The 14,759-nt window shown below is 42.1% G+C and carries 11 protein-coding genes; all 11 read right to left on the minus strand.

Annotated features, from left to right (window positions below; all coding sequences use genetic code 11):
* Positions 1 to 25 precede the first annotated feature (25 nt).
* The 11 genes from B9A22_RS04255 to B9A22_RS04305 all read right to left on the minus strand — a co-directional run bounded on the left by B9A22_RS04255 (position 26) and on the right by B9A22_RS04305 (position 14,735).
* The gene (locus B9A22_RS04255; protein ID WP_084574476.1) at positions 26 to 1,168 is read right to left on the minus strand and encodes a PrpF domain-containing protein; all 1,143 of its coding nucleotides are present in this window, start codon (positions 1,166 to 1,168) and stop codon (positions 26 to 28) included.
* An 88-nt stretch (positions 1,169 to 1,256) separates the two neighbouring features.
* Entirely contained in the window at positions 1,257 to 3,575 is a 2,319-nt protein-coding gene (locus tag B9A22_RS04260; RefSeq protein ID WP_084574477.1) for a hydratase, read from the minus strand.
* A gap of 88 nt (positions 3,576 to 3,663) precedes the next feature.
* Positions 3,664 to 4,287, minus strand: a complete 624-nt coding sequence (locus B9A22_RS04265; RefSeq protein ID WP_217805872.1) for an RraA family protein — start codon at positions 4,285 to 4,287, stop codon at positions 3,664 to 3,666.
* 96 nt (positions 4,288 to 4,383) lie between these two features.
* Positions 4,384 to 5,346, minus strand: a complete 963-nt coding sequence (locus tag B9A22_RS04270; RefSeq protein WP_084574479.1) for an NAD(P)-dependent oxidoreductase — start codon at positions 5,344 to 5,346, stop codon at positions 4,384 to 4,386.
* A gap of 44 nt (positions 5,347 to 5,390) precedes the next feature.
* On the minus strand, positions 5,391 to 7,319 hold the full coding sequence (locus B9A22_RS04275) for an aconitate hydratase (RefSeq protein ID WP_281252347.1): 1,929 nt from the start codon (positions 7,317 to 7,319) through the stop codon (positions 5,391 to 5,393).
* 327 nt (positions 7,320 to 7,646) lie between these two features.
* Positions 7,647 to 9,497, minus strand: a complete 1,851-nt coding sequence (locus tag B9A22_RS04280; protein ID WP_245823811.1) for a sigma 54-interacting transcriptional regulator — start codon at positions 9,495 to 9,497, stop codon at positions 7,647 to 7,649.
* Positions 9,498 to 9,704: 207 nt separating this feature from the next.
* The gene (locus B9A22_RS04285; protein WP_084574482.1) at positions 9,705 to 10,517 is read right to left on the minus strand and encodes a nitroreductase family protein; all 813 of its coding nucleotides are present in this window, start codon (positions 10,515 to 10,517) and stop codon (positions 9,705 to 9,707) included.
* 882 nt (positions 10,518 to 11,399) lie between these two features.
* A complete protein-coding gene (locus tag B9A22_RS04290; RefSeq protein ID WP_084574483.1) occupies positions 11,400 to 12,593 on the minus strand; it encodes a pyridoxal phosphate-dependent aminotransferase in 1,194 nt (397 codons plus the stop codon).
* 244 nt (positions 12,594 to 12,837) lie between these two features.
* Complete coding sequence (locus B9A22_RS04295) at positions 12,838 to 13,926, minus strand: tungsten cofactor oxidoreductase radical SAM maturase (protein WP_084574484.1); 1,089 nt, start codon at positions 13,924 to 13,926, stop codon at positions 12,838 to 12,840.
* A gap of 27 nt (positions 13,927 to 13,953) precedes the next feature.
* Positions 13,954 to 14,334 (minus strand): class I SAM-dependent methyltransferase, encoded by a 381-nt coding sequence (locus tag B9A22_RS04300; protein WP_245823790.1) that lies wholly within the window; start codon positions 14,332 to 14,334, stop codon positions 13,954 to 13,956.
* 167 nt (positions 14,335 to 14,501) lie between these two features.
* A complete protein-coding gene (locus B9A22_RS04305) occupies positions 14,502 to 14,735 on the minus strand; it encodes a thioredoxin family protein (RefSeq protein ID WP_084574485.1) in 234 nt (77 codons plus the stop codon).
* Between the last annotated feature and the right edge of the window lie 24 nt (positions 14,736 to 14,759).

The raw sequence follows: 14,759 nt of genomic DNA on the forward strand, positions 1-14,759 counted from the left end.
TCCCTATAAAATTACATTTATAAAACTACAAAACAGGTATAAATATTTCACCCTTCATGATTCTTCGTGCCGTACGCTCCATACCAACTCGAGATACGCTTTCCCCGTCCGCGGCGACAGTAACAAGTACTTCCACAATTCCTTCCGAGTGGCCGATTCTTACCATGCGCTCTTTTACCCCTGGCAGGAAGCCGGCAATTTGATTGGGAACAGTCCCCGGCAAGAGGGCTGCTGCTGCTAAATTATATAAACCGCTGGCCGGGCAGGTACGATGCAATTTCCACATTGATACAGCCTTGACTAGGATATCGACGTCTTCTTTTTTTATATGCTCGCCCCCAGTAGTTACATAGTCCTGGGCGGGAGCAACGACCGCTATTTTGGGGACATTTGGCTTATTCTGCCTGGCATCCTGTTCGTCCGCTGCCATACCGGCAAGTACTGCCACTTTATCACGGATTAAATTAAGTTCATCCAGCATTGCCTGATTCGTGGCAACTTCTTTGTGCGATTCGGCGCCGATTAAGCCTACATCCTTACCCGCTAAAAGGATAAAAGGATTTATTAGGTCTGAGAAAGTTACCTCATAGGCGGCTTTCTTTGATTTCACCTCAGACTTAGGTCCGAGAAGCAGTTGTTTTCCCGTCATTTCACCCCCAGGGCTCATGATTGAGACCCGGAACATCGCCCCTGGTTTTACTACACCAGGCATTTGGTAATCCCCGCTGACCTTAGCCTTGCCGTTTACAACTGGTATTTCCATGTGCAGTATTTTTTTGATGTTGGTATTATAAACATAAACGTCTGCCATCTCAGCAGAAGAGTCAACAGTTACTAAGCCCTCATCCACAGCAAAAGCGCCGGCAGCCACCATCAAATTACCACAAGTTCCTTTTTCATCGACGACAGCCTCGGCAACCCCAAGTTGAACAAATGTCCAATCGACATCTGCCCCCTCCTTAGAAGATGGCGCGATTATCCCCACCTTGCTTGTTGAAGATGTAGTACCACCCAACCCATTAACCTGCGAAGGATTATAGCAATCGATACCTTCCAGAAAAATCTTATTGCGCATCTGGATATCTGCCGGCAAATCCTTCTTATGAAAGAACAATCCCCGACTAGTTCCACCTCTATATACACTACAAAGAACTGAAAACTGTGGCATTAAAATTCCTCCTAACGTTCCACAATAGAACCGTCTTCGCAAACCAAGGAATTAGTCCGAGAATTTAGAAAGCTTGCTAGACCGATCATTAGGTGTTACTTCTGTAATAATTAATAAGGCAGCCGGCCAATATCGTCTCTCTTTCTTCTTTTGACAGGTTCTCTAATTTGAGTTCAATTTGCGAGATACTATTTACCCTTATTATAAAAGCCTGAACTTTTTCCGCACCGTCGGCTACAGCTTTTCTGATCCCAGGGATGTGAATTAAATCATCTACAAAAAACTTAGTAAGTGTTTCCCGTTCAACAGTAAACGGAACAAGGCCCCAATTTATCAAATTGCTACGATATCGCTTTGTGGCATATTCATGCACTACATTAGCCTGCCCACCCAACATTTTTTGGCTAGATGCCGCCTGTTCCCTAGCCGACCCATCCCCTGGCTTAACAGCAACTATCAGACTGCCAATCGCGGTATTTGGCAAACAATCTCGAAACTGCTTTGGCAAGCCGATTTCGTCAACGATTTGCTCAAAAATTTGACCGCCGTTATCCTGCTCTAACGCGCTTAAACGCTTTGCTTCAAACTTCTTAACGTCGTTAGACCTTCCTACATAAGCAGGCTCTTTGCGACATAACGTAAATTCAGCCAGCTTTTGAGGATTAGAACGATAGGTTGATGCTTCGCCGGAGGGGATAAGTTCATCTGTAGTTGTAATCGGGTCTTTTAGAATAGCCGATACTTTGAGCAGAAGATTCTCTGCAAGCGTTGGTATCGGTGGCCAACCAGAAATATTAGGACCAGTCTTTAACTCTGTTTCAGGCTTAGAGTTACCAAATCCCTGATAAACCCGATTACCATAGACATTTTGATCAAACTTATAATTGCCTTTGCTATAGGTAACCTCGACCTCAGTTGCAGGAGTCAATACCCCACCATTTAAAGACGTAGCCGCAATAGATCTAGCATCCATCAACGCGCTAGACGCAAGTTGGCCATTGGTTGGGCTTGAGCCCTCTCTATGCTTAAAATTCCTTGTTACGTGACGAATACTCAAGCTGCCATGCGAAGGAATATCCCCAAAACCGAAGCATGGTCCACAAAATGCAGGCTTAATGGCTGCTCCGGCTGTCATTAAGATCTCAATAGCCCTGTGTCTTAATAAATCAAGGTAAATCGGCTGACTTGCCGGATAAACACTAAGGGAGAAATAACCATTGCCGATTGACTTATTACCTAAAATGTCAGCCATTGCCATGACATTTTCAAACATACCGCCAGAACACCCTGCAACAACGCCTTGTTCCACTTTCAGGCGGCCATTTACCAGTTTGTCAGTAAGCCGTAGTACTAAGTTCGGATTATCTAATTGTTTTTGTGCTTCAACTTCAACTTGTCTCAAGATATCTGAGCCGTTTTGGTTTAACTCAGCTATAGACCAAACATTACTGGGGTGAAAGGGTAGAGCAATCATCGGTTCTATTTCACTCAGATTTACCTTAACTAGCCCATCATAATAACTTACTTCGGCTGGATCTAATCTGGTATATGCTTCAGAGCGTCCGTGGATTATAAAATACTCCTTAACCTTCTCATCTGTACGCCAAATGCTCGATAAGCATGTTGTCTCAGTGGTCATGACATCGATACCATTCCTGAAGTCAATCGAAAGTTTTGATACACCAGGTCCGACAAATTCCATGACCTTGTTGGTCACGAAGCCATTATCATAAACCGCTTTGATTATGGCTAAAGCAACGTCTTGCGAACCAACACCTGGCTTCGGTTCGCCAGCTAGATAAATAGCGATGACCTCAGGGTAGGATATATCGTATGTTTTTTTAAGCATTTGCTTAACGATTTCCGGGCTGCCTTCGCCGACCCCCATAGTTCCGAGCGGCCCATAGCGGGTATGACTGTCCACCGTAAGTATCATTTTGCCACAGCCTGTCATCATTTCTCTCATATACTGGTGAATGACTGCCTGGTTCGGCGGTACAAAAGTACCGCCATACTTTTGGGCTGCAGTAAAGCCGAAGGCATGATCATCCTCAGCTATCGTCCCGCCGATCGCACATAAACTGTTATGACAATTGGTCATTATAAACGGCACAGGAAATTCGTTTATACCACCAAGGGCAGCAGTTTGTACTATCCCAACGTAGGTCAGATCATGTGAGGCCAAAGCATCAAAGCGGAGTTTTAAATTACGCCAGTCATCTGATTGGTTGTGACTGATCAAAATTTGATAAGCAATAGTGCCTTTTCTAGCCTTATCAATTGAAAGAGCTTTATCTGATGAGGGTTCAAGTCCCTCACGTATTAAACAGCAATTAATCTCGTCTACGTTTTTTAAGATAACTTGACCTTTGAAAAGAAAGACTCCTCCATGTAATAACTCAATCATTTCACTTTTTGCTCCTTCAAAATGATAACTTTTATAAACGATTGCATGTTAAACAACATCACGTTATCTACGCTTTTACAACGACCGATTACTTTTCAGGAAGTAGATTTTCAATATATTTAAGTGCCGCTTCCCTATTTACCAAAGCACTTTCAGCCCGAACTTGATCCTTCTTCATTTTTGTCTCAGCCGCTTCCAAGACCTGTTCCGCTCTTTCTTTAGGGATCACCAATACGCCGTTTGCGTCCCCCACGATAATATCGCCAGGATGAATAGTTACGCCTCCGCAGGATATAGGTACATTGATCTCCCCCATCCCGATTTTTTTACTGCAGGCGAGCGTCGCACCCAAACAAAATACCGGATAGTTCATTTCCTTTATACTAAGAATATCTCGTACCGTTCCATCGGCTACTACGCCGCCGAACCCTAAGGTTCGAGCTAAGCCAATAACAAAGTCCCCGGCAAATGACCTATATCTGGCCCCCTCAGCATCCACCACCAATATATCTCCCGGCTTTCCCGATTTCATTGCTTGTAGTACCATCATGTTGTCGCCTGACGGTACCTTTACGGTGATTGCTTGCCCGCAAATTTTATATTCTTCTTTTAGCGGCTTGATGGCTGTATTCAAATGATTGAACCCTTGCATAGCATCGGATATACAAGTGGTTGAAATTGATCGCAGTTCATCAATAAGTGCTTTCATCATTATCCTCCATACATAACTGTTCAAATGGACATCACTGTGTTAAATCTTAGGCCATCTAGTTTTGCAAAAGAAAACTAAATGGCCTTTTCTTAGTAATTAATCAATCCGGGCAATTGACAATGGTGCCTGACCAGCAGCCACTCTTTGGATGTTTTGCCAGGCAAAACTTATGCGGCGATTCCAGCCCTCACACGTATGCCCAGCTGTATGAGGAGATACGACAACGTTTTCTAGCTTCAAGAACGGGTCATCTGCTGGCGCAGGTTCTTTAAAGAAGACATCAAGACCAGCACCGGCAATCCGTTTGGACTGCAGAGCTTCAAAGAACGCCTCTTGGTCAACGAGTTCGGCCCGGCAGGTATTAATGATGACTGAGGTGGGTTTCATAAGTGAAAACTCACGTTTGCCTACAAGACCCCAAGTGTCCTTAAGCAGCGGTGCATGTATCGAAATAATATCCGCGGTACTCACCAATTCTTCTAAAGAAGCCCTACGCGCTCCTAACTCTGTTTCAATATCTGTGGCAGGAAATGGATCATAATATATGATATCTGTCTCAAATGCCTTAAGTCTCCGGGCTACTTTGCGGCCAATGTTTCCTGCCCCAATAATGCCGACCGTTTTACCGGCTACTTCAAAAGTGTCGAAGCCATTGATTGCTTGACGCCATTTTCCCTCACGAACAGACTTATCACAATTAATCAGTCTCTTATAAAGAGCCAGCAATAACGCTATGCTGTGTTCTGCTACCGCCCAAGAATTTGCACCACCATTAGTAGCTACCGGAATATTAAGTTCTTTCGCGGTGTTCATATCAATCTTATCATAGCCGGCAGTCAAGGACTGGATAAGCTTGAGTGATTTGGCTTCCTGTAGAACTCTGCCGGAAATAACTCCTGGGTGAAGCATCACATATTCTACGTCCTGCATAAGGTTAATTTTTTCCTCATCGCTAAGCTTACTTGACGCATAGGATATCTCAAAACCGTCCGGGGCCATTTCGCAGAATATATCCACTACTCGTTGGTCATTTCCATTTAAAAAAAGTACTTTACCCATATAGCCTCCATATTTCATCTAATATTTTAATGTTCAAAGCCAGACTAATTATTTCTTAATTTAATCCAGTTAAGGCGCCCACCAACACGAATAATATCAAGTTCATCTTGGGATAGCGGAGTTTCAACCGCTACCTTAACGTCCTTCGTATGGTTGTGAACAAAATATTGAGCTCCCTGTTTTAAGCTTGTTGTATCAATTGACAACGAATCGCCTTGGTCGAACAGGTCAATATCATCCTCGTTAATCAGGATAAACGGAATCAACCCAAAGTTTACTAAATTAGCAAGATGAATACGTGCAAAGCTTTTTGCAATCACAGCCCTGACTCCTAGATATCTTGGGGCTAGTGCCGCTTGCTCTCTGCTTGATCCCTGCCCATAATTATGACCAGCTACAATAAAGCCGCTTCCCGCTTCTTTAGCCCTTTCAGGAAAAGATTCATCTACTACTTTAAACACAAACTTAGATATCTCGGGTATGTTACAACGGATGGGCAGGAAGTGGGCCCCTGCGGGTACTATGTGATCTGTGGTGATGTCATCGCCGACCTTAATAAGTGTTTTACCTGTAAGCTGATCGGGTACGGCTTCTATTTCAGGCAACGGTTTAATGTTAGGACCTCGCCGAATTGGAGTATCATCAAAACTCTCTTTAGGCCGCAAGAACATACTTTCATCAATAATAAATTTTGTAGGCATGTCATATTTCCAGATAGACAGATCCAAATCACGGGGGTCGGTTATTTTGCCTGTTATTGCCGAAGCCGCAGCGACTTCAGGACTTACTAAATACACACTTGCACATTCGGTGCCGCAGCGTCCAATAAAGTTTCTCGGACCAGTTCTAAGTGATTTTCCATGAGTAGGAGGTGCAAAGCCCATGCCATTGCAAGCACCACAAAACATCTCCATAATTCGTACACCAGAGCAGACTAAATTGTCTATAACGCCTCGCCGAATAGCTTCTAGCATTACTTGTCGACTGCCGCAATACAGCGCTGTGTCGACATTACCATGTACATGCTTTCCTTTTAAGATATGGGCAATTGACATGACATCCTGTAAGGAAGAATTAGTGCATCCGCCAAACATTACCTGATCAATATCAATTCCAGCCGCTTCGCGAACAGGCACAACGTTATCAGGTTGGTGCGGCAGAGCAATTAACGGCTCTAGTTCAGATAAGTTAATTTCTATCACCTTGTCGTAAACAGCATCATCATCGGCAGATATTGGCTTCCACTCATGCTCTCTGCCTTGTGCCTTAAACCAGTATCGGGTAATTTCATCACTTGGGAATACGGATGTTGTGGCACCGACTTCTGCACCCATATTACAGATAGTCGCACGCTCCGTAACATTTAAAGACTTTATACCAGGGCCAGTATATTCAAGTATTGTGTTGAGACCGCCCTTAACTGAAATTCGTCTTAGAATCTCTAAAATGACATTTTTAGCTGATACAAACGGCGGTAACTCACCAGCAAGCACCACTTTGATAATTTCAGGCATTTTAAAGTAAAACGGCTCTCCAGCCATTGACATTGCAATATCTAGACCGCCTGCACCTATGGCAAGCATGCCAACCCCGCCGGCGTTGACCGTATGTGAATCGCTGCCAAGCAGACTCTTTCCTGGCTTAGCAAAGCGCTCCAGATGCAGTTGATGACAAATCCCACTGGCTGGTTTGGTACACAGAATGCCGAATTTACTTGTAATATCCATTAAAAATCTGTGATCATCTGGATTTTTGTAATCAGCCTGCAAAATGTTGTGATCAATATAGCTTACCGACAAATCTGTTTTTATCCGCTTCAATCCAATGGCTTCAAATTCTAAGTAAGCCATAACGCCCGTGACGTCATGCGTTAAAGTTTGAGAGATATGAATTCCAATCCGGTTACCTTTCTTCATTTCCCCGTCAACCAGCGAAGCAGCAATTAGTTTTTCCGCAACAGTAAGTCCCATCATTTACCTCCCATGTTGTGTTTAATAAGTATTCACATCTTCCAGTAGTAATTATTTAGTGCTCGTAAATACTTATTTTGCAATTAGCGTGCCAATAATACGAATCCTTTGCAAATGCGCGTTTTGCTGGTTAAAAAACATTAAAGTTCAAACTATCATTCATATTTACAATGTTTTTTATAATTATTTCATTAAACGAGTTTATAACTTCTCTTTTTCATCATATGTTGCATAAAATTCTTTAAATGTTTCATTATAAATCAGAATTGTTTTAACTACATGAACATAATAAGAAAAGAGACTCGCAGGAGCCTCTTCTTACTGACTAAACTATGCATTTATTCCTAATCGCTTCATTTTACGCCATAGCGTAGAGCGGCTTATCTTCATAAGTTCGGCAACATCGCCAATCTTCCCGTTACAACTTTCTAGTGCCGCAACTATCTCCTTGGTCTCTTTTATATCCTGACTAGAAGCATTACTATTATCTATGTTCAGTATTTTGCAGATAAAAGCTGCACTAATCGTATTTCGCTGAGACAATGCAACAATTCGCTCTATTACATTCCGCAATTCGCGGATATTTCCTGGCCACGTATACTCTTCTAAGACTTTCGATGCAGCCTTACTCAGTTTCAGCTTATTTTGTGAGATACTATTTAAAAACTGAATGGCGTACAGTGAAATATCTTTCTTCCGCTCGCACAAGGCAGGAATTTTTAAATGTAACACATTTAAGCGATAATACAGATCTTCTCTAAATTTATTTTCAGACACAAGCTGTTGTAAGTTCTTATTTGTTGCGGCAATTACCCTTACATCTACTGGGATTACCCTATCACTCCCCAGCCTCATAACAGACCTTTCCTGCAAAACTCTTAGCAGCCTGCCTTGGTTTATATAATCCATTTCCCCAATTTCATCTAGAAATATTGTTCCGGTGTGCGCTACTTCAAACAAACCAGTTTTTCCTTCCTTACTTGCCCCTGTAAAAGCGCCGCCAACGTAGCCAAATAGCTCACTTTCCAAAAGTTGCGCTGGTAAGGCCGCACAATTCACTGCTACGAAGGGCCCTCTCGCCCGCTTACTATTATTATGAATACTCTGAGCAAATACTTCTTTTCCAACACCAGTTTCTCCGATAATTAGCACATTGGCATCTGTCACTGAGTAACTTTTGGCTTCATTGATCGCTGAGCATATTGCTGAGCTAGAACCATAAATATCTTTAAATGAAAAGGTTGCTACATGACCTTTGGAATAAACCTCTTTTCTGATTCGGGCCTCCATCATTTGTATCTTAGTGATATCCTGAAAAGTAACAACAGCACCAATTACTTTCCGCTCGTCCTTAATCGGTACTTTGTTACACAAAATTTGCACACCGTTTATCTGATACAGCCCATTAAGTTCTTCCTTACCATTTGTAAGTATTCTATCTAACCTTAAATCCGGCCAAATATCGTTAAGATTACGTCCAAGCGAATTAGGAGGAAACTTAACAATTCTTTCGGCAACAGGGTTCAGGGCAACTATACGACATTTCTCATCCACTGATACGATGCCTTCATACGCATGGTTTAGTACAGTTCGAATTAGCCCAGCTTTTCGTTTTTCTTCATGGATAGAAGCTAATATACGTTTAGCATTGTGAAAAGCTTCAATATAAGCCTGGTTACCACATACCACCTGCACGTATGGTATTCCCCTTTGGCTAGCAACTTGCCCTGTTGCATATCCCCCCAACAAAACATCAGCACCATTTTTAATTGCATCATCTATTGCCGCATTAATGTGATCCCGAGATTGGATATTATACTTTTTTATCGTTACACCCACAGCAGATTCAAGGCACTCAATCTGGCTGGCCATAATCGGAAAGGCAATAACAGCTACATGGCTACCTATGGATCGAGCTTTTTCCAGCGCGATAACCAGATCGAAACCAGTGATAGGGATATCAACAACAGTTAATGCCGGGAAACTATCACGAATTTCAATAGCAGTCTGCCCGCGGGCAAGTATTATTTCTACATTCTGAGCCAGTAATTTTTTCGCTTTTGTAACGGCATTAGCTAAAAAACCGACTTCAAAAATAATTTCATCCTGGTATTCAGACAGCAATTGTTGTAACTCAGATAGTCTTTGCTGATCAGGCGCAAAAAGCGCAATTCTCTTCATAATATTCACCCTGACCCTCTAGTTTCTTTAAGGCTATATTATGTGAAAACAATTTTTTTCCTGCCTCCTTCGAAAATTCTCCTAAACCTAAGTCCTACTAGAAAATAAAACAACAATGGGGCTGTGTCGAAACACTAGTCCCATTGTTGTTTTATTTCCATCACATGGACTAATAGCATTCTAAAACTGTTTACAATCAAGCAGGGTTTAGATTTCCCGTTTATAAAAGGTAACATTTAACGGATCTCGATCCACAATCCTTTTATAACTATATTGTGGATAGCCCACCATAACCGCACCAGTTATTTTCTTACCTTCAGGAATATTGAATAATTTTAGCATGGGAGAATTAGCACTAAGCGCGCATACTTCAAGTATTCCAGCCCAGCATGATCCTAACCCGAGATTTGGTGCATACAATTCTAAATAAGCTAAGGAAAACACCGAATTCTCTCGACCTCTCGAAAAATCCGTGGCTGCAGTTGCCAAAATAAGGTTAGGCGCGCCACGCAAGACAATATCAATACCGTCCTCGCGATAAGCCTTTATGTAATTTGCAAATCTGTCGCATAGTAAGGCATCATTTTCCAGCCATTTAATCGCAAGCTCAATAGACTCTTGCAGTGTCTTTTGGTCATCCACAATCACATATGATACACCTTGCATGTTACTGGCAGTAGGAGCAAAACGCGCTACTTCCACAAGCTTCAGCAAATCTTCTCGTGGCACAGTAGTCTTTTTGTAACAACGGATTGAACGGCGTGATCGAAGAAAACGCTCAGCCTCCTCTGCAGATAGTTTGGGAAACGCGGTTAAGTCCAGCTGGCGAGCCAGTGGTGTTTTAATATTATCAATGGCTTCATTAGGGCATACAGCAACACAATGACCACAGGCAATGCAAGCCAGGGGAGCTACTGCTTCTGGACCATTTTCCCCCATACTTAAAACAATTGTCGGACATTCTCTAGCGCAAATCCCACACTTAGTACATTCTTCCTGGTTTACAGTTATCAAATCCATTCTTATGCACCTCGTTTTATTCTTTTGAATTTTTTTTATTTCCCGTTCCCGCGGGGCCATGAAACGGTAATTCCGCTGTCGCGTCCATAATTGTTAGCTCGGGCTTAGGATAGCAGCAAGTTTTTGTTCATTGTTGTTAATTTCTTCTATTTTATAATTATAGATACTAGTCTTTCATAGAACAAGTACGCACTTATTAGTGGGATAGTACCCTATTAGATACTTGCCACTGAATTAATACTGAATCAACTGGAAAAAATTGTTATACAATCCATATATATTTGATAATTTTATCATAGTTTAGATTGTGCTATAATTGCAACAATTCAACAATAGACCATTACTAAACTTACATTTCTTAACAAATCCAAGAAGTGCTTACTGCTAGCAGATAGCTTACGGTTGCGCACCCAGACAATAGATCAGACCTTTATAATCAATGCAGACAAGATCTTTTCGAGGAAGAGCGTCCAATAGAAGAATCTCTTAAAGAGCAACAACGACTTAGTCAAGCTTCACAAGTTCCCGAAAATCGACATCTATTTTGGGAAAACTACAAGCGCTTTGGCTTTGAAATGTGACATCTACCTTGCCAGTGCTAAAAAAAGTGTCTTGGCAATGGAGCACCAAAAAGGCAGAACAATTGCTAGGGAAACTATCCCTTAGCTTTGTTCTGCCTTTTTTCCATATCATTTCTTTTTATTCAATCCTAATTCTAAAAAGATTTTATTTTTTACTGTGGAAAGTCCCTACACGCCCGGTGTCTTCGACCTTAATCACTTCCGCGCCAAAGATTTACGCAACTTTATACTTCCATCGGCATTCTATAAGCGTTGTTTGAATGCTTGCGTCGCCGATTGTAAAAGACCTCGGTGAATTGTTTTAAAGTCCATACTCCTTTGCTAACTTTTCAAATAATGGCAGAGCACGCCGAACCGTTTGGGTTTGTACACAATAGGAAATGCGCATATGGCCCGAAACACCGAAATCTGTACCGGGTACGAGCAATAGATCATATTTTTTGGCGCGTTCGCAGAATGCATAATCATTCTCTTCTGGCGTTTTGGGAAACAGATAGAATGCACCTTCCGGTTTTACACAGTTGTAACCCATAGAAGTTAAACCTTCAAACAAGATATTTCTATTTTCTTCGTAAATAGAAATATCAGCTATATCTGCCGCACAACGAGTAATAACATGCTGAAACAGCGCCGGTGCGCAAACATACCCCAGTACACGGCCAGCGCCGCAGACAGCAGCATAAACGTCTCCAAAATTATCTACTGTGTTAGGCACCAAAACATAGCCAATACGTTCTCCAGGTAGAGATAACGATTTAGAATACGAATAACAAACCAACGTATTCTTATAGTTCGGTGCAATAAATGGAACCTTTATTCCATCATAAATAATTTCACGATAAGGTTCATCAGAAATTAGATAAATAGGATGACCATATTCCTCTGACTTAGCGTTAAGCAGTGCAGACAGCCGGCTAATGGTTTCATCCGAATAAACTACACCTGAAGGATTGTTAGGAGAATTAATCACAACCCCTTTTGTATGAGGGTTTAAATTTTTCTCGAATTCTTCGAAGTTAATCTGAAAGTCCTGAACCTGAGCAGGAATCACTATGCATTTAGCACCAGCGCCATGCTCAATAAATACCTGATACTCCGGAAAAAATGGTGCAAAAACAATGAACTCATCCTCCGGCGAGGCTGTTAGTGCCTTAAAGCAGATCGAAATCGATGCAGCTGCACCGGCAGTAAGATAAAGATTTTTTGCCGAATAATCGGTTCCAAAACGGGCGTTTAAAGACTCTGCAATTGCAGTACGACTGTCTTCAATCCCCTGCGCCGAAGTATAGCCGTGAACGGATGATGGATGTTGGGTATTAATTATGTCACAAATTGCTTGTTGCACAGAATCCGGTGCAGGCACATTGGGATTGCCGATTGAAAAATCAAAGATGTTTTCTCGTCCAACAATCTTCGCGCGCTGATTACCAAATTCAAAGATTTCACGAATTGTCGAGCGCTTCTTTCCGAGCGCCAAAATATTTTGATTTAACATAAAAGTATACCTCCTAAAAATCACTTTAAATCATGCAGGATCCTGAATTACTGAAAATGAATATCAACGACCGATAACACTACTTATGCAAAAGTAACCATAATTTACTCAAAGAGCAAACTATGGTTATTTTCTATTATGTATTCATTTTTTCCTGCAAATTAAAGCTTTAGAGACAAGGCAGACTGAAATGATTTATGTATTATTAACCATAACCTACTTACTAGCGGCATGCCCCTCGCAATTAGGGACACATGACGATATCTCTAGCCCATAAGCAATCAGAACAGGATGGATTATTGCCCCAACAGTCGGCTTCATTGTTAAAGGCAGTCGAACAACCTTCAAGCAATCTACAATCTGTGCAGGATGGATAATCTGATGTACGTGCCATCCAGCGAAAACGAGCATAAGCAGGATCGGTCCAAATTTCCTCAAGACTCCGTTCTTTGACATTTCCGAAGCTATGTGCAATCATGTCTTTTTTCCGTCCCATGATATAGCAGGTGTAGGTATGCATAAAAGCATAACATGGGCTAATGTTTCCCTGCCAAGTTACCGCCATCGCTTTGTTTTCAACAAAACGGCAATGACGAGCAGTCCTTAGCTGCATATTAGGAGCCGCCTTCATTGATAAGAACGTAGACTCACGTCCGAATGAATTCAAGTCCAGACCAGTATCGTAGAGAATCTCGTCTTTCATACTTTCGTGATATGGCAAAACATTGGTTACTATGAATTTGTGTGCACCTAACCGGTCTGTCAGTGCCGGCATTGCTGGGAGTTTCTTAATATTTGTTTTGGTTGCGACAAATTCAACACCTAGTTCCGGCTTAATTGTCCTTTTTTGCTTTTTTAGTTTTTGCAAATATTCTATATTTTGAACGACTTCCTCATAGCTTGCGCCTGGGCGTATCGTCTCAAAGGAGTCATCATCTGGACCATCCAAGGATACAAATATCCAATCCAATCCCAATTCCACTAGTGAATTGGCCACCGTGGGGGTAAGCATCGAACCGTTCGTTATCATCTCAACAGAAAGACCTATCTCTTTGCATTTACCTATCATCTCTAGGATATTAGGATGAGTAAGTGGCTCGCCAAAGCCCCCGAAGTGAACACATTTTAGATCAGGTAGTGCCTTCATATCTTCAAATAACTTATTAAAGACCTCCATAGACATATCCCCCATCTTGTCGGTCCAGGAATGCCGTATACAGGTAATACACGAGTAATTACACCCAGTAGTAACTTCTATGTACATTTTCTTAACATCTGGTTTTAAAGGAATGGAGATAGACTCTTCGCCAGTACTAAACTGATAATGCTTCATTGACCCTCCTGCTCCCTTTGAATAAATCTATCTATATAGTAGCTGATTCACTTTTGGTAGGTCGTCGGCTGTCGCTTCCCGTATACAAAAGTCTACGCCTTTAAGAACGGTTACCTTAAGCTTACGAGCTCTGATAAACGAGCTTACCACCGCACCTTCCAGTTGCGCTAGCTCATCCTTAGACAACTGCGAAAACAATACAGAGTCCGAATCGGCAAAGTCATAGACGCGTGTTACCTGGACTTCAATGTTTTCAAATCCGGCTGCCGTTAGCTTTCCCTGGTATTCAGCATCGCTAAGAGCCCCTGCTATACAACCTGCCCATGCAGTCAGATCCTGCTGTAGCTTTGATGGTAATGCCTTTTTTAAGACAATATCGGATACAGCAAACCGCCCACCGGGCTTCAAAACCCGGAAGCATTCTGTTAATACTTTGTCTTTATCGGCAGATAGATTAAAATCCCAGCTTTTTGCTGGTTTTCTCGGGCCTCTTCCAGCATCTCGTCTGCCATGTCTAAGCCGTATGCCTTTCCATAAGGGCCGCCCCTCTTAGCAGAGAGCAAGTGTGTAATCAACTAGCCCTGAATGAGTGATTTTATTTCATCTTTACTGGGAACTTTCCCTTTGATCTTAACAACTCCATCAATAACCAGTGCCGGTGTCGTCATAACTCCGTAGGCCATGATGTCTTTCATATTATCCACTTTAACAATCTCTGCAATAATTCCCAGCTCAGCCACCGCTTCTGTCACTCGTTCCGTAAGCGTATTGCATTTTGCGCACCCCATACCTAATACTTCAATCTTCATCTTTGAAAGCCTCCTAATCTATAA

Origin of the sequence: Sporomusa malonica, from assembly GCF_900176355.1 — a bacterium.
Taxonomy (GTDB): domain Bacteria; phylum Bacillota; class Negativicutes; order Sporomusales; family Sporomusaceae; genus Sporomusa; species Sporomusa malonica.